This is a genomic window from Marinobacter sp. CH_CUG1437-1, from assembly GCF_037029655.1.
GTDB classification, from domain to species: domain Bacteria; phylum Pseudomonadota; class Gammaproteobacteria; order Pseudomonadales; family Oleiphilaceae; genus Marinobacter; species Marinobacter salsuginis.
Genome location: NZ_JAYMEW010000001.1, coordinates 479,046 through 496,102, shown reverse-complemented (window position 1 = coordinate 496,102; position 17,057 = coordinate 479,046). Strand labels below are relative to the sequence as shown.

Here is a 17,057-nt window from a genome sequence, read left to right as displayed (position 1 = left end):
GATCCGGGGGCCCCATATACTTCCGTGACTGCACCCGCCTGCCGGGTGCCAGGGTTAATACCATGAATGACATTCGACCCGTTGGTGCGCGGTACATGACAGAGCTGTTTTCCGACAAGAACAAGAGTGGACTGACCCGGGACCTGATCGAAGCCCTGTTCCCGATGTTTGAGGAAGCCAGTGCCGGAGCGATCGCTGTCGACCGGAGTGCCCGCATCACCTGGATCAACAGCAGTTATTCCCATCTTCTGGGTCTTGGGGATCCGTCCACAGTGATTGGCAAACCGGTGCGCCAGCTGATCCCCCATACCCGAATGCCTGAGGTGGTTGAGTCTGGTAAACCCCTGCTGCTGGACATCATGGAACATAACCAGCAACAGCTGGTGGTGACGCGGCTGCCCTATTTTGACGATGGGGGCCAGATTGTCGGTGCCGTTGCGTTTGTCCTGTACGACGATCTGCAACCCCTGACACCGCTGGTTTCCAAGTACCGGCGACTGCACCAGGATCTGGCAGCGGCCCGCAAGGCTCTGGCCAGGAAATCCCGGGGCACCCGTTACAGTCTTGGCGATTTTGTCGGGGCCAGTCCGGCAGCGTTGGAGGTGAAGCGCAGGGCGCGGCTGGCGGCCGGCCGCGATATGCCGGTTCTGCTGCTGGGAGAAACCGGCACCGGTAAAGAAGTGCTTGCCCAGGCGATTCACACCGTCTCGGGTCGTGCAGAGAAGCCGTTCGTGGGTGTGAATGTTGCTGCGATTCCGGACAACCTGCTGGAGGCAGAATTCTTCGGCGTGGCTCCTGGCGCCTACACCGGCGCCGATCGCCGAACCCGGGATGGCAAGTTTCAGCTGGCCAACGGCGGCACGCTGTTCCTGGATGAAGTTGGCGACATGCCGCTGCCCCTGCAGGCCAAGCTCCTGCGTGCCTTACAGGAAGGCGAGATCGAGCCCCTCGGCTCCAACAAGGTGGTGTCGGTGGATGTGCGGGTTATTGCCGCCACCAGTCGAAACCTCGAGGTCATGATTGCCGAGGGCACCTTCCGCTCGGATCTCTACTACCGTCTGAATGTTCTGGAAATTCCCATTCCTCCGTTACGGGATCGTCTGGCGGATCTCGGTGTGCTCTGCGAGGCACTACTTGAAGAGATCTGCGAAGGACTGGAGTTGCGCGGCGAAATTACTGACGCCGGCGTCTCGGCTCTGGGCAGTTACGACTGGCCAGGCAATATCCGGGAGCTGCGCAATGTTCTGGAGCGGGCAATGACCATGGGTGAAGAGGGCGGACTGCTGGATGCCGACGCCATTTTCAAGGTCCTGCCCCGTGGAGGAACGCGCCCGGTTTCTTCGCTGGCTCCACAACCTGTCAGGCCTCTATCCCAGACCCTGGCCGAGGCCGAGGCCCAGGCCATTGAAGAGGCCCTCGTGGCGAGCCGCGGCAATCGCACCCGTGCTGCCAAGCTGCTGGGCATCTCCAGATCCGTACTTTACGAAAAGCTGGCGAAGCTGTCCTGAATTCCGGACGGCTGTCTGGCAGTCCGTACAACTACCTACGACTGATGTCTAAGACTGTCTGGATATCCGGACATTTCGTTTTGTTTCGATTTTCTCTTCAGCTTTTAACCTTTTGAATTATCTGAATAAATATAATCTGGCACGGTGTCTGCTAAATCCGTCACGCAGGACGTCAGAACAATGCAGAGAACAAGGCTGACGCTAACTGTTGGACCCCCAAGACTTACCCTGTCCGTCTGTTCCTGCGTTTTCTGACTATACTCAGATCAGGCCCCGGCTATCCGCGCCAGGCCAGATACAATAACAATGCTAGGAGACTTGCCAATGAAACTTCTCAAGGCTCTCACCGGTGTGGCCGGTGCGATCGCTCTCACCACGGGCTCTGCGTTTGCTGACGATCTGCGCTGGAAAATGCCCGTAGCCTTCGCTACCAACCTTCCGGGCCTCGGTTCTCCCGCTGCCTGGGTTGCAGACAACCTCACTACCGCCTCAGACGGCAGCATCCAGGTCCGTGTTTACGAGCCCGGCAAGCTGGTTCCTCCGTTCGACATCCTGCAGTCCGTATCTGACGGCAAGGTTTCGGCTGGCTACACCTGGATCGGTTACGACCAGGGCAAAGTGCCCGCGATTCCTCTGTTTGCGGCAGTTCCCTTCGGTATGAAGCCCTGGGCCTATATCGGCTGGTACTACTACGGCGGTGGTCATGAAATGCTGCAGGAAACCTACGCCAACAAGGGCTTCAACGTGCATGCCCAGCTGTGCGGCATCATCGGGCCCGAAACAGCCGGTTGGTACGCCGAGCCGATTGAATCACTGGAAGACTACCAGGGTCTGAAGATCCGCTTTGCGGGTCTGGGTGGTAAGGTCCTCGAAAAGCTGGGCGCTTCCGTCACCATGATGCCAGGCGGTGAGCTTTACCAGGCGCTGGAGAAAGGCACCATCGATGCCACCGAGTTCTCCATGCCCGCCATCGACCAGATTCTGGGCTTCAATCAGGTGGTCAAGTACAACCTGTTCCCGGGCTGGCACCAGCAGTTCACCGCTCAGTACATGCTGATCAACCAGGACGAGTGGGATCGTGCCACTGAGGCGCAGAAGGCTCTGGTTGAGGCTTCCTGCACCGCGGCCACAACCCGTGGTCTGGCTGAGGGCGAGTACAAGAACGGTAAGGTTCTGGCTGAGTTCCAGGACAAGGGCGTTCAGGCTGACCAGATCCCCCGCGACGTTCTGCTCAAGCTGAAAGACGTAACCCAGGAAGTGCTTGAGGAAGAAGCCGCCAAGGATGCTGACTTCAAGCGTGTCTATGAAAGCCAGCAGGAATTCATGGAAACCTACAAGGTGTGGGATACCCGCGCTTATGTACCTGCGGACCTGTAAGGTTCGGGGCTGACCCAGAGCACCGGATGAAAGTCCGGTGTTCATGTATCTAGTCTGGATGGCCCTTCGGGGCCATCCTTGTTTCATGGCAGGCTTTGTGAACGAGGAACTGTTGTATGACAGTGTCTGATAAAGGCTCACCGCCCGAGGTGCATGCGTCGGCGTCGGACGCCGGTCAATTTATTCATCATCACACCGAGTTCCCGACGACCCGGTTCAGCCGGATCCTGGACGGGGTCATTTCCGCAATTGGCAAGAGCGCTTCCTGGCTCTGGATTGTGGTCACGGGCGTGATTATCTACGCGGTGGTGGGGCGCTATGCCTTCGGCATGGGCTCGGTCACCCTGGAAGAAGTGCAATGGCATCTGGCCGGCGCGGGCTGGTTGTTGGGGCTGGGCTACACCCTGGTGACCGATGATCACGTCAGGGTCGACGTTATCCATGAACGCCTGTCGCTTAAAGGCCAGGCCTGGATTGAACTGTTTGGCCTGGTATTCCTGTTGTTACCTTTTCTGGTTCTGGCGGTGTACGAAATGATTCCCTACGCGGTGAGCTCCTGGGAACAGGGCGAGACCAGTCAGGCACCCGCGGGGCTTCCCTACCGCTGGATTCTCAAGGGCATCCTGGCGCTGTCTTTTGCGCTTCTGATCGTTGCGGGCCTGTCCCGTCTGCTGAAAGTTACCGCTTTGCTTTTCGGCTTGCCAAAGCCAATCCGGGTCGAATCCGGTGAGAACAAGAAAGAGGATGCGTCCTGATGGAGCTTGAAACCCTTTTTGTAATCGGCATGTTCCTCACCTTCGGGGCGCTGTTGATGACCGGTTATCCGGTCGCGTGGGTATTGGGTGGCACCGCGGTTATCTGGACCGTCGTCGGTGTCGTCGCCGTTGAAAATTTTGGTGCCAATCTCTGGTTTGATTACCAGTCTTCAATGGGCCTTGTCCCTGAACGAATATGGAAGGTGGTCAGCAGCGAAACCCTTGTCGCCCTGCCCATGTTTATCTTCATGGGCATCATGCTTGACCAGTCTGGTGTGGCCGAGCGGCTGATGAACAGCATGGTCAAGCTGTTTGGCGCCGTTCGCGGCGGCTATGCCGTCACGGTAATCGTGATCGGCGTTCTGCTGGCCGCGACCACCGGCATCATTGGTGCGTCCGTTGTACTCCTGGGGATGCTGTCCCTGCCGGTCATGATGGAGAACAAGTACGACAAGGGGTTTGCCGTGGGTACCGCCTGTGCCACTGGTACCCTGGGTATCCTGATCCCGCCTTCCATTATGCTGGTCTTGATGGCTGACCGCCTGGCGGTTCCCGAGGCCTCGGTGGGTGACCTGTTCATGGGCGCGTTCTTTCCCGGTTTGATGCTGGGTGCCATGTACGTGGCCTACGCCATCCTCCGTCCCATGCTGCAGCCGAACATCGCGCCGGTGCCGGCAGGCACGGAGAAAGTGAGCTGGGCCATCGTCTGGGAAGTAGCCAAGGCAGTGGTGCCAACGGCGGCCCTGATTCTCGGCGTGCTGGGCTCCATCTTCGCCGGTGTGGCAACACCGACCGAGGCGTCTGGTGTGGGTGCTCTGGGTGCCCTGTTGTTGGCATTGATGTCTGGCCGACTGAACCTGAAGGTTCTGAACTCCTCCATGCAGCAGACCACCCGGACGGCTGCGTTCATTTTCGCCATTTTCCTGGGCGCAACCGCGTTCTCTGTTGTCCTGCGCGGACTGGGTGGCGATCAGGTGATTGAAGACGCCCTGCTGGGTCTGCCCTTCGGGCCTTATGGCGTGGTCCTCACCATTTTGCTTGGCGTTTTCCTGTTGGGCTTCTTCCTGGACTGGGTCGAGATCACCCTGATCATCCTGCCCCTGGTGGCGCCGGTTGTCCAAAGTCTCGGTTTTGATCTGGTGTGGTTCACCATCCTGTTTGCCATGTGTCTGCAGACATCGTTCCTGACACCGCCGGTCGGATTTGCGCTGTTCTACATCAAGGGCGTGGCGCCGCCGGAGATCGCAGTTACCGATATTTATCGCGGCGTTATTCCGTTCATCATCATCCAGCTGGTAGCTCTGGCCATCGTGTTTGTGGTGCCGGAAATCGCAACCTGGCTGCCCAGCGTGGCTTACGATTAAGGAGAAAATAACAATGCGTCTGGAAAACCGGATTGCCCTGATTACCGGTGCCGGTCGCGGCATCGGCCGGGCCATTGCCGAAGCTTATGGCCGCGAAGGCGCCAAGGTTGCGGTGGCTGACCTTACCATGGAGGCGGCGCAGGATACTGTGGCGGCTATTGAGCAGGCTGGCGGCACTGCGATTGCCCTTGAAATGGATGTGACTGATGAAGATGCAGTTGACGTAAACGTCAACTCTGTGGTTAAACAGTGGGGTGGCCTGGATATCGCTATCGCGAATGCTGGCATCCAGCACATCGACCCGGTGCACAAACTTGCCTATTCCGACTGGAGCAAAGTCATGAATGTGCATCTCGATGGCGCCTTCCTGGTGACTCGCGCGGCACTCAAGCACATGTATGAGAGCGGCGGGGGCACCATGCTCTACATGGGGTCGGTGCATTCTCTGGAGGCCTCGCCCCTGAAAGCACCCTACGTTGCTGCCAAGCACGGCATGTTGGGGCTGTGCAGAGCAGTGGCGAAGGAGGGCGCGGAACACGGGGTGCGAAGCAATATTATCTGCCCCGGATTCGTGCGCACGCCCCTTGTGGACAAGCAGATCCCGGAGCAGGCCAAGGAGCTGGGCATTTCCGAAGAGGAAGTGATCAGTAAAGTGATGCTCAAGAACACTGTGGACGGGGAGTTCACCACCCTGGAAGACGTGGCAGAGCTGGCCGTTCATCTGGCCGCATTCCCCTCTGCCGCCCTGACTGGCCAGTCTATCGTGGTCAGCCATGGCTGGCATATGCAGTAACATTCAGGAGATATGGATGAGCAATGAAGAACAATCACCCGTAGTCTGGTCTCCGTCGGCAGACACCCTGGCCAATTCCCGCATGGGCCAATTCAAGGCTTGGCTGGAGCAGCAGGGCTTCGGTCCCTTTGCCGATTACCATGCCTTGCACCAGTGGTCCATTGATGAATTGGAAACCTTCTGGCAGAAAGTCTGGGACTACTGCGGCCTGGTCTGCGATACCCCGGCCGAGAAAGTACTGGGCAAGCGTGAAATGCCGGGCGCCGAATGGTTCCCGGGTATGAAGCTGAACTTTGCCGCCAACCTGCTTCGGCTGGCGGACGGCGAACACGCAGATCGGGAAGCGGTGGTAGCGTACTGCGAAACACGCCCGGTTTTGCGCCGCACCTACGCACAACTCAAAGCGGACGCGGGTGCCCTGGAAGCTTTCCTGCGTGACAAGGGTATTCAGCAGGGCGACCGTGTGGCCGGCGTTGTCACCAATGGCTACGAAGCCCTTGTTGGAATGCTCGCTGCGACAAGCATGGGTGCCATCTGGAGTTCTGCCTCCCCCGATTTTGGCATTGGGGCCATTCTTGACCGCTTTGGCCAGATTGAACCGTCAGCGCTGATCGTGGTGAATGGCTACGGCTATGGCGGCAAGGTATTCGCCCGTCAGCAGGATTTCGCAGAGCTGATTGCCGGGCTGCCCACGCTCAAATCGGTTGTCAGTGTCCAGCAATTGCCGGACGAGCCCCCGATTGCCGGTGACCTGGTGACCACCTGGGACGACGTACTGGCCTACGGCAAAGGCAATGCGCCATCATTCACGCCGCTGCCCCCGGATCACCCGGTCTATATCCTGTATTCCTCCGGTACCACTGGCAAACCCAAGTGCATCGTACATGGCAACGCCGGCCTGCTGGTCAATCATGCCAAGGAACTGATGCTCCATGGCGACGTTGGTCCTGAAGATCGGTTCCTGTACTTCACCACCTGTGGCTGGATGATGTGGAACTGGCAGGCCTCCGCCCTGATGACCGGCGCAGCCGTGATCACCGTGGATGGCTCCCCGGGTTACCCGAGCCTTAACTTCTTGTGGGACACCGTGGCGGAGGAAAAAGTCACCCACTTCGGCACCAGCGCAAGATTCATCGCCGGCTGCCGCAAAGGCGAACTTCAGCCCGCAAAAACCCTGGACCTGAGCAACCTGCGAGTGGTGTTTTCCACCGGCTCCCCGCTGCTGCCAGAAGACTATGACTGGGTTTACAGCGACGGCGCCCCCGGCGCCCTGCTCGGTTCCATCGCCGGTGGCACTGACATCTGTGGCTGCTTCGTAGGCTCAACGCCGCTGTTGCCCGTGCGTCGCGGCGAAATCCAGTGCCGCTTCCTCGGGGTCGATGCTGTCGCCTATGGTGACGACGGCCAGCCGGTCAGCGAAGGCCGGGGCGAACTGGTCTGCCGACAGCCGCTGCCGTCCATGCCGGTCAGCTTCTGGCAGGACCCGGATGGTGAGCGTTACAAGGATGCCTACTTCAACACCTTCCCCGGCGTCTGGGCGCACGGTGATTTCATCGAATTCACCGAACACGGCGGCGCCATCATTTACGGCCGCTCCGACGCCACCCTGAACCCGGGCGGCGTCCGCATCGGCACCGCAGAAATCTACCGCCAGGTGGAAACCGTCGCGGAGGTCAAAGACAGCCTCGTAGTTGGCCGCCAGATCGACGGCGACGTGGAAGTGGTTCTGCTGGTGGTTCCGGCCGATGGCCAGGAAATCACCGACGACCTGTTGAAACAGCTAAAGAGCCGAATCCGCGAAGGCGCCAGCCCACGGCACGTGCCCAAGCACATCGTGCAGGTGAACGACATTCCGTACACCCGCAGTGGCAAGAAAGTGGAACTGGCAGTGGCCCGGTTGATCAACGGCTCGAAAAAGGCCGACAACCGGGACGCCCTGGGGAATCCCGAGGCGCTGGATCATATTCGGGAGCGGTTGGCTGAGGTTGGGTTGTTGCCCGATTGAAGGTCTGAAATCTGAGGGTGGTTGTCGGATTACGCCGCTGGCTAATCCGACCTACTGTCGGTTTGAGGCTTATTTTGTTGACAATCAACCACCGAAGGCGGGCCAAACTCGTCTTTCGGAACCCAACTGAAAAGCTTGAATAGCGGGGCGGGTAAAGCCTCCCAAAACTGTGCGGAGCCATGGATGGCGGAGCCCAAGCGCCACAGGGATGTGCCGCAAGGAGCGTGTTTTGGGAGGCTTTACCCGCCCTGCGTCCACTCCGAAGCAATGTTAGAAAGTTTCGTAAATTCCCGCCATTTCATCGTCTTGTAACCGAAGATCAGGCATTTTTAGTCCGTTCTTATACTAAGATCGTAACCAAAATTAACGAAAAAATGGTATCTTAGTAGGTCTATCAAAAGTTCCTAATCAGTCATTGCCCAGGTCGGACGTTCAAAAGACGCCTGACCCCGCCATGACCGTCCTGAACCCACCCATTAGCCTGAGGACGAAAATGACATCATCCAAAGCCAAGATTGTCTACACACTGACCGACGAGGCCCCAGCCCTCGCAACACGGTCGCTTCTTCCCATCCTGGAAACCTATGCCAAGCCGGCTGGTATCGAATTCGAAACCAGCGACATCTCTCTCGCGGCGCGTATTCTGGCGAACTTCCCGGATTATCTTGAAGAAGATCAGCGGGTTCCGGATGCGCTGGCTGAACTGGGTGAATACACCAAGGACCCGGACGCCAATATCATCAAGCTGCCGAACATTTCTGCGTCCATTCCCCAGCTCCGTGCCGCCATCAAGGAGTTGAACGAGCAGGGTTACAAGGTGCCCGAGTACCTCGAGCACCCGAAGACCGACGAAGAGAAAGAAATCCAGTCCCGCTACGCGAAGGTACTGGGCAGTGCCGTAAACCCGGTACTGCGTGAGGGCAACTCCGACCGTCGTGCGCCGGCCGCGGTAAAAGCCTTTGCCCGAAAATACCCGCACACCATGGGCGAATGGAGCCCTGCGTCGCGTACCCACGTGGCCCATATGCGCGGTGGCGATTTCTACTCCAGTGAGCAGTCTGTAACTCTCGACAAGGCCACTAAAGCCAACATCGTGTTCGAGAACAAACAGGGCAAGCAGACGGTTCTGAAGTCCGACCTGCCGCTGCAGGAAGGCGAAGTGCTGGACGGCATGTTCATGAGCAAGAAGGCGCTGGTGAAGTTCTTCGAGGACGCTATTGCCGATTGCGAGAACACCGGTGTTATGTTCTCCCTGCACGTCAAAGCCACAATGATGAAAATCTCGCACCCGATCGTATTCGGGCACGCGGTAAAGGTTTTCTACAAGGACCTGTTCGACAAGTACGGCGACCTGTTCGACGAGATCGGCGTGAACCCGAACAACGGCCTGTCCAGCGTGGTCGAGAAGATCAAGCAGCTGCCGGAATCCAAGCAGGAGCAGATCCAGGAAGACCTGCACGCCTGCTACGAGCATCGTCCGGAAATCGCCATGGTGGATTCGGTCAAGGGCATCACCAACCTGCACGTCCCCAGTGACGTTATCGTTGATGCGTCCATGCCGGCCATGATCCGTAACTCCGGCAAGATGTGGGCCCGGGACAATAAGCTCAAGGACACCAAGGCAGTTATGCCGGAGTCCACCTACGCCACCATCTACCAGGAAGTGATCAACTTCTGTAAGACCCACGGCGCCTTCGATCCCACCACCATGGGTACCGTGCCGAACGTTGGTCTGATGGCGCAGAAAGCCGAGGAATACGGCTCCCACGACAAGACCTTTGAAATCAAGGAAGACGGTGTTGTTCGCATCGTTGCCGAAGACGGTACTGTGCTGACCGAGCATAACGTCGAGCAAGGCGACATCTGGCGCGCCTGCCAGACGAAAGACCTGCCGATCCGTGACTGGGTCAAGCTGGCGGTCAATCGCGCCCGTGCCACTGGCATGCCGGCGGTGTTCTGGCTCGACGACGAGCGTGCCCACGATGCGCAGCTGATTAAGAAGGTGAACACCTATCTGAAGGATCACGACACCGAAGGCCTGGATATCCGCATCATGTCGCCGGTTCGCGCCATCCGCTGGACCATGGAGCGTCTGATCCGCGGTCTGGACACCATTTCCGTGACCGGTAACGTTCTGCGTGACTACCTCACCGACCTGTTCCCGATCCTGGAGCTGGGCACCAGCGCCAAGATGCTTTCCATCGTTCCGCTGCTAAACGGCGGCGGCCTGTACGAGACCGGTGCCGGCGGTTCCGCGCCCAAGCACGTGCAGCAGCTGATTCAGGAAAACCACCTGCGCTGGGATTCCCTGGGTGAATTCCTGGCCACCGCGGTGTCCCTGGACGAACTGGGTGAGAAACAGGATAACGAGCGGGCGCGCCTGCTGGGGCAGACCCTGGACAAGGCCACCGAGCGTCTGCTGGAAAACAACCAGTCGCCGTCCCGCGTCACTGGCGAGCTGGACAACCGGGGCTCCCACTTCCACCTGGCCCGCTACTGGGCGGAAGAGCTGGCCAACCAGGACAGCGATAAGGAACTGAAGGAATTCTTCGCCAAGCTGTCGAAACAGTTGGAGGAGAACAAGGACAAGATCCTGGAGGAAATGACCGTGGTCCAGGGTCACCCCGCGGATATCGGTGGTTACTACCACCCGCCGATGGAAAAGGTCTGCGAAGTGATGCAGCCCAGTGCCACGCTGAACAAGATCCTTGAAGATGCCCGTGCATCTGTAAAGTAAGTCAGCGATAACGCATCCCGGGCAAGGCTCTGGGTGCAGGAAAAGCCGGACAAACCTGACGGGTTCTCCGGCTTTTCTGTGGCCAGCGCCAGGGTCAGTCTTCGTCCGGTTCGTCCTGGTAGCCTTTGCCGGTTTCGCCGGCACGCCGCAACTGGATCAGCGTGAGCGGTGGTCCCACCAGTTCGAAAATCACCGTGGCGCCAATCACCAGAGGCAAAATGTAAGTCAGCTCCGGCAGCCGCTCTGTGGCCAGAAGTGCCAGGCCAAGGGCAACGCCGGCCTGCGGCATCAGGCAGGCACCGATCCGTTTACGGGTATGGGGTTCGGAACCGGCCAGGTAGCCGCCGAACCTTCCGCCTGCCAGCCTGCCTGCAATCCGGGCGGCAACATAGGCCAGGCCCAGCGCACCAAGGGTTGGCAGCATCGCCCATTCAAGCTGGTAGCCGGCCATGAAAAAGAAAAGAGCCAGGAAGGGTTCGGAGATGCCTTCAATCGAGCGGAATGGCCGAACATGATGCCGTGCGCGGTTGGCGACAACGATGCCCAGGGTCATACAGGTAAGCAGATAAGAGAGGCCTAGAAACGACGCAATACCGGCGGCGACGAAGACAAAACCGGCAGACTCCAGCAACATGGGCTCACCGGGCCGCAGTCGGCCGGTGAGCCAGGCCATGGGCAGACCCAGGACCATGCCCAGCAAAACCGCGCCTCCGACATCCAGAAATCCGATCCCGAGGGTTGAGAGCCCGGTATCGCCATTTCCAAGTAGCAGTTGGGCGCCGACCAGGGTGACACTGAACAGGATCGCGCCCCAGGCGTCGTCAATCGCGACGACCTGGAAGACCAGACGGGTCAACGGGCCATTGGCGCCCGCTTCCTTCAACGTGTCCAGGGTTGCCGCCGGCGCCGTTGCCGTTGCGATGGAACCAAGCAGCAGGGCAGCGGCAAGATTCCGGGTAACCAGCCAGACTGCGACGGCAACAAATGCCGCTGTTACAAGGGTGACGGCGAGGCTGACGATCACCGCCTCGCGCCCATCTGCCAGGTTCTTCACCGCCATCCGTTCACCCAGCAGGAAGCCGACCATGGCCAGGGTTAACTGGGTAATGAATCCGAAGTGGGCGTCGGCGCCCGGTGGCAGAAGATCCAGCAGATCCGGTCCGGCAAGCGCGCCAAGCAACAGCAGCAGGGTGACTCTGGGCACATGAATGCGCTGGCCGATGCCGTGCGCGGCCAGGGCCAGCAGCAGGGTGCCGCCGATCAATAGCAGGTCCGTTGCGTGGTTCAAGGCTTACTCCTGGTGGAGTGGGAAAAAACCGCCGTTCACCAATGTGGCCAGATCCCGGGGTGCAAGCTCAATTTCCAGGCCCCGGCGCCCGGCGCTGACATAAATCGTGTCGAACTCCAGGGCTGAGTCGTCGATAAAGGTTTTCAGCTTCTTCTTCTGCCCCAGTGGGCTCACGCCACCCAGAACATAGCCGGTAGTACGTTCAACCGCTTCTTTTTCAGCCATGGCGGCTTTCTTTCCGCGCGCTGCCCGGGCAATCAGTTTCATGTTGAGCATGGCGGTCACCGGCACGATGCCCACTACCAGTTCCTTGCCGTCGATAGACACAACGAGCGTTTTGAACACCCGCGCCGGCTCCACACCGGTTTTCTCGGCTGCCTCGATGCCATAACTCTCGCTGGCCGGATCGTGTTCATATTCATGAATCGTGTGGGGCACTGCGGCCTTGCGCGCCGCGTTAATGCCTGGCGTCATGCTCGACTCCTCCATGGGGGACAGAGATCGGGAATTAAAGCAGCTAAGCGGCACTGCAACAACTGCCAGGGGCCGGGGGGTAACGCACGATTTTACCGAGCATGACATTTGTCACTCGACTTAACGTTCTGTTGTGACTATTTTTCGTACATTATAAATGTTCAAACCCCATGGCTGTGTGTTCATGGTACCTCAGCGGCCAGACTCTCAAGGAATGACAAGATTGAACGAAAACCGGACACCCCTGCGGCGAGCTGGGTGGGCTGCGCTGGTCTATCTGATTGCCGGCTTTGCATGGATTGCTTTTTCCGATACTGCTGCTGAGGCCTGGTTCCCCGACCCTCAAACCCTGTCCCTGGTTCAGACCTGGAAGGGTTTCCTCTTTGTCCTGACCACGGGCCTTGTGCTGTTTGTGGTCCTTTTGCGTCAGCTTACCAAGGACCGTGCCCTGCTTACTCTGCAGCACAATCAGCGCCAGGCCCTGCGCAAGCGAGAGCGTCAGCTACAGGTCCTGATGGATAACCTCCCCGGCATGGCATACCGGTGCCGGTATGATCCCCATTGGACCATGTTGTTTGTTTCCCAGGGGTGTGCCCGCCTCACTGGTTATGAGCCGGAAGATCTGATCAATAACCGGGTGGCCAGCTATGCCAGCCTGATGGATGACGGGGACAGTGAGCGGATTGTGGCTGAGGTGCAGGCGGCGCTGGACAAGGACGAATCTTTCTCACTGGAATATGCCCTTACCCGCCAGGATGGCAGCCGCATCTGGGTCTGGGAGCGTGGCCGCGGCGTCGAGGAGGAAGATGGCTCGGTTGTGCTCGAGGGTATCGTATTGGACATATCCGATCGCAAGACCCTTGAAAATGAGTTGGAGGAACTGGCCACACGGGATCCGTTGACCGGGTTGTTCAACCGCCGCGAAATGTCCAGGGTTCTGGAGGAGGAGCTGGAGCGGGCCAGGCGTTATCAGAGACCCATGGCCGTGCTCTGGGTTGATTTTGACCATTTCAAGGATGTGAACGACACCTTTGGCCATGCCGCCGGGGATTCGGTTCTCCGGTCCATCAGCCGCCTGTTGTTGGGGAGTGTGCGCAGCGTCGACACCATCGGCCGGTTCGGCGGTGAAGAGTTCGTTATCGTCTTGCCGGAGATGGATCTTGAAGAGGCCCGTGAGACGGCCGAGCGGCTCCGTCGCAGAGTGGCCGACGAGCCGCAGCCGCTTGGGAATGGCCAGACGGTGCCCCTGACCATCAGCGTCGGTATTGCGGTCTATCCCGATCACGGACAGACTGCCTCCGCGCTCTGTGCCGCGGCCGACACGGCCATGTATCTGGCCAAGGAACGCGGTCGCAATTGTGTTGCCATGGCGCACCTGCACGACCGGGTCCATAATCAATAATGAGACCTTCGTTCCGGATAAGATGGAGGTGCTGACGTCCGCCCGATTGCGTCCCGGCCAATGTACAACGGGTCGGTTTCTCTGAAGATAGAAAAACAACAAGTTACTGAAAAAGGTTTGAAAAAAATGAACCGACTTGCCCGCCGTGCCCTCCACACCAGCCAGATTCCCGAGGACCTTGAAACCGTCACTTTCCGTGACACCGCTGGTGAAAACCCGGCTGCTGCAGGCGTCAGCCAGGAAACCGTCGATGCCCTGTGGCGCAGCGTCCAGAGCCTTTACCGGACCGGCGTCCATCCGGGGATTCAGATCTCCATTCGTCACAGGGGCGAACATGTCCTGCACCGGGCCATCGGCCATGCCAGTGGTAACGGCCCTCATGATCCGCGAGATGCGGTCAAAGTCCCGATGACCACCGATACCCCGATCTGCTACTTCTCTGCCTCCAAAGCAGTTACCGCGCTGCTGATGCATATGCTGGCCGAGCAGGGGCTGGTGAACCTGATGGATCCGGTGTCCTACTACTGCCCGGAGTTCGGGGTGAACGGCAAACGGACGATCACCGTTCACCAGATTCTTTCCCACCGTGGTGGCATTCCCGCCATTCCGCGGGAAACGCCGATAGATGTGCTCTGGGACAACGACGAAATCTGGCGCCTGCTTTGTGCCGCGCGACCGGTGGAGGTTGATGGCGCCAAGGTGGCCTATCACGCGATCACCGGCGGCTTCGTACTTCAGCGGGTACTGGAACGCGTGACCGGCGATACCATCGAGCATTATCTCGATAAACACCTGCGTCGCCCCATGGGTATGAAGTGGTTTACCTACGGCATTACGCCCGAGCACCTGAATGATCTGGCTTCCAACTACGCGACGGGTCCAACGCCCCGGTTCCCGGTGTCCTGGGTGGTCAACCGGGCACTTGGCGGCGATATCCGCACAGTGGCGCAGGTGACCAACGATCCACGGTTCCAGGAAGCGGTGATTCCGGCGGGAAACCTGTGCGGGACGGCAGAGGAAATGAGTCGTTTCTTCCAGATGATGCTGAACGGCGGGCTCTGGAACGGCCGGAGAATCTGCAGCGAAATCACCATTCGCCGGGCCATTCAGCAGTTCGGTTCCTTGCAGATCGACCGTACCATGATGGTGCCCATGCGTTTCAGTGCCGGCATGATGCTTGGTGGCAATCCGGTGGGGCTCTGGGGCCAGAATAGCCGGTTTGCCTTTGGGCACGTAGGTCTGATCAACAAGCTGTGCTGGGCAGACGCTGCCCGTGATATTTCGGTCAGCCTCCTGAACACGGGTATCCCGATTGTCGGCCACCATCTGCCGGCGCTCGCGAAGTTCGTTTATACCGTGGGTAACCGCTTTCCGCTGATACCGGAACACCGGCGGCCGTTGATCGCCGCCTGAGTCGTTTCGTTCAGAGGGTCCGGAGCTGGGCTTCCAGGATGCCCAGAACTGACGACAGGATGTCGCGGAAATCGGTCAGAGTCTGGGTGCGCTGGATCACGTCCTCGCGGTTTTCATCGAGTCGCTCCAGTTTCGGTACGACCCGGCGGATGCCCTCGGTAATGACCTCATAGGGGTAGTGGTGGTCCTGGGTGCTGAGCTTGTTTATCTCGGCCACTTCCTGGCTGAAGATGCTGATGATGTCGTACAGCATGTCCTTGTGGTGAATGCTGCTGGCTTCCCAGTAGGCGTCGTCCAGAAGTTCCAGCAGCGACAGATATTCACGGAGGGTATCCGCCACGGATGTCTGGGTCATGAGAGCTCCTGTCGGTGGGCAATGTTGTATCTACTGGGAACTATAGCAGGGCTTCGGTCGTGTGAATGACAGGAAGACCATCACGACAGAAAACAAAAATGAAACTCTATTCATTTTAATTGCACTCTGTCAGACAGTTGTGCAAACTTGCGTGATGGGATAAGGATCTTTCACGACTCAATGGACGAGAAGCCGAATGGACAAGCCCGCACCCCCCAGCCACCAGCAAGCCTCCCGCGAGGTTAAACTGGACCACCACGACAGTGTCCGTCATCACGTGCATCAGCAGGTGCGCTCGGAAGTCGAACGGCTCGAACGCCGGATTGAAACCCTCCGTCTGGTCAAAGCGCCCCACGCGGCCATCATGATTTCCACCTATGAACGTATGATCGACCGCAAGAAAGGTTTCCTGCAAAACTGGGATCTCAGGGACGGGGGCGCCCGCTAGCGCCCGGCGACAGGCACCGTTGTCCAGCTGGTAATCGCGTCCGCGTCTTCCTGATAGGTGCAATTGTCCGGATTGGCAATGGTGTCCTGCTCGTCTGTTGAATCGGGATCGTCAATGCGGGCGGGCTCGCCATCCGAGGCAAAAATTCTCACCTGCTCCATGTTGTAGTCCAGCTCGATCCTCAGGCAGTCGGGATGGTTGTCCTCCCGCGTGTATCCCGGATAGCGGTCCAGCGCGATGACTTCGGCATCGTCGTTCTTGATAAACAGCGTGTCGGTGTTCTCGTCAATGAAATCCTGGCGCAATTCAATGCTGCCGTGATTCCGGCTCAGGAAGTCGGCCGTGGCGAACTCGGTTGGACTGTAGCCCAGAGTCATGAAACTGTTGGCATCAAACCGGCTTCCTGCCAGCACACTGACCAGTTCCGGCTGGGCCGCCTGTTCGTCTTCCGCCACGCTCCGGCTGACGTACTGGATTGTGCGATACACCTTGTTGTCGAGATCCGACCCCCCCGGGCCATCCGGCAGGTAGCGCCAGTCCAGGGTGGGATAGATCCAGAGTTGATCGTTCAGCGGCAGATCCGCAATCACCGCCGACTGGTCTGTGAACCGGATCTGGGCACCGTTGCCCCGGGTGTTGTAGGTGCCTGCGGCATCATCGGCAATGCGCTGGCTGATGTACCGCTTGCCCTCCTGGAAGTTGGTGACTTCGCCTGAGGCGAGCACCTGGTTCATCAGGTCCAGCGGATTGCGCACGCTGTCATAGCTGGTGCCGGAGTCGGTTGCCGTGGCGCGGGTAAAAATCTCGATGTGACCACGTATTTCGCTGGTGGTCGCCAGGTCGTCGGAGTCTTCTGCCGCGGGCTGGATGCCCCTGTAAAAGTCCCAGAAACGCGTGTAACTCAGGTTGTCCGGGGCCACCTCGGTGTTCTGGAGGTCGAAACTCGAGAAGGTCAGGTCGACATTGGTGGCCGGATTGAACGCGGAAGGGCCGGTATCCTCAAGTCCGCAGCCAGCCAGGGCAAGCGTGGTCATGGAAACAGCGGCGAAAATGCAGGAATGTCTCATTTCAGAAGGCCCCGGGGTGCGGAAAACGGTGTAAACGGCTAAAGTGAGTCACCAGGACGGTATTGCCCGGC

14 protein-coding genes are annotated in these 17,057 nt (G+C 58.9%); 10 read left to right on the top strand and 4 right to left on the bottom strand.

Annotation, left to right across the window (positions count from 1 at the left end; translation table 11 throughout):
• Positions 1-95: 95 nt before the first annotated feature.
• The 7 genes from WA411_RS02300 (at position 96) to WA411_RS02270 (ending at position 10,539) form a co-directional block, all read left to right on the top strand.
• A complete protein-coding gene (locus tag WA411_RS02300) occupies positions 96-1,508 on the top strand; it encodes a sigma-54 interaction domain-containing protein (protein WP_069182832.1) in 1,413 nt (470 codons plus the stop codon).
• 324 nt (positions 1,509-1,832) lie between these two features.
• Positions 1,833-2,885 (top strand): TRAP transporter substrate-binding protein, encoded by a 1,053-nt coding sequence (locus WA411_RS02295; protein WP_069182483.1) that lies wholly within the window; start codon positions 1,833-1,835, stop codon positions 2,883-2,885.
• A 116-nt stretch (positions 2,886-3,001) separates the two neighbouring features.
• Positions 3,002-3,640, top strand: a complete 639-nt coding sequence (locus WA411_RS02290; protein WP_069182484.1) for a TRAP transporter small permease subunit — start codon at positions 3,002-3,004, stop codon at positions 3,638-3,640.
• The gene (locus WA411_RS02285) at positions 3,640-5,004 is read left to right on the top strand and encodes a TRAP transporter large permease (protein WP_069182485.1); all 1,365 of its coding nucleotides are present in this window, start codon (positions 3,640-3,642) and stop codon (positions 5,002-5,004) included. The genes WA411_RS02290 and WA411_RS02285 overlap by 1 nt, the downstream gene beginning before the upstream one ends.
• A gap of 13 nt (positions 5,005-5,017) precedes the next feature.
• Complete coding sequence (locus WA411_RS02280; protein ID WP_291905078.1) at positions 5,018-5,797, top strand: 3-hydroxybutyrate dehydrogenase; 780 nt, start codon at positions 5,018-5,020, stop codon at positions 5,795-5,797.
• Between the two features lie 16 nt (positions 5,798-5,813).
• Positions 5,814-7,802 carry an acetoacetate--CoA ligase gene (locus WA411_RS02275; protein ID WP_291905081.1) on the top strand — a complete coding sequence of 663 codons (1,989 nt, stop codon included), beginning with the start codon at positions 5,814-5,816 and terminating at the stop codon, positions 7,800-7,802.
• A gap of 493 nt (positions 7,803-8,295) precedes the next feature.
• The gene (locus WA411_RS02270; RefSeq protein WP_069182488.1) at positions 8,296-10,539 is read left to right on the top strand and encodes an NADP-dependent isocitrate dehydrogenase; all 2,244 of its coding nucleotides are present in this window, start codon (positions 8,296-8,298) and stop codon (positions 10,537-10,539) included.
• 94 nt (positions 10,540-10,633) lie between these two features.
• Here the strand turns inward: WA411_RS02270 and WA411_RS02265 are convergent, their stop codons facing one another.
• A complete protein-coding gene (locus WA411_RS02265; RefSeq protein ID WP_222465795.1) occupies positions 10,634-11,827 on the bottom strand; it encodes a cation:proton antiporter in 1,194 nt (397 codons plus the stop codon).
• Between the two features lie 3 nt (positions 11,828-11,830).
• Positions 11,831-12,301, bottom strand: a complete 471-nt coding sequence (ybaK, locus tag WA411_RS02260) for a Cys-tRNA(Pro) deacylase (protein ID WP_291905087.1) — start codon at positions 12,299-12,301, stop codon at positions 11,831-11,833.
• Positions 12,302-12,515: 214 nt separating this feature from the next.
• Between ybaK and WA411_RS02255 the strand changes: the two genes are divergently transcribed.
• The gene (locus WA411_RS02255) at positions 12,516-13,703 is read left to right on the top strand and encodes a GGDEF domain-containing protein (protein WP_227514441.1); all 1,188 of its coding nucleotides are present in this window, start codon (positions 12,516-12,518) and stop codon (positions 13,701-13,703) included.
• Between the two features lie 126 nt (positions 13,704-13,829).
• Positions 13,830-15,116, top strand: a complete 1,287-nt coding sequence (locus WA411_RS02250) for a serine hydrolase domain-containing protein (RefSeq protein WP_069182833.1) — start codon at positions 13,830-13,832, stop codon at positions 15,114-15,116.
• Between the two features lie 10 nt (positions 15,117-15,126).
• On the opposite strand, the gene WA411_RS02245 is transcribed toward WA411_RS02250, so the two are convergent.
• Positions 15,127-15,471, bottom strand: a complete 345-nt coding sequence (locus WA411_RS02245) for a hypothetical protein (RefSeq protein WP_291905093.1) — start codon at positions 15,469-15,471, stop codon at positions 15,127-15,129.
• Positions 15,472-15,667: 196 nt separating this feature from the next.
• On the opposite strand from WA411_RS02245, the gene WA411_RS02240 reads away from it, so the two are divergent.
• On the top strand, positions 15,668-15,919 hold the full coding sequence (locus tag WA411_RS02240) for a hypothetical protein (RefSeq protein ID WP_069182493.1): 252 nt from the start codon (positions 15,668-15,670) through the stop codon (positions 15,917-15,919).
• On the opposite strand, the gene WA411_RS02235 is transcribed toward WA411_RS02240, so the two are convergent.
• Entirely contained in the window at positions 15,916-16,986 is a 1,071-nt protein-coding gene (locus WA411_RS02235) for a hypothetical protein (protein WP_291905095.1), read from the bottom strand. The two genes, WA411_RS02240 and WA411_RS02235, sit on opposite strands and share 4 nt — an antisense overlap.
• Positions 16,987-17,057: the final 71 nt, after the last annotated feature.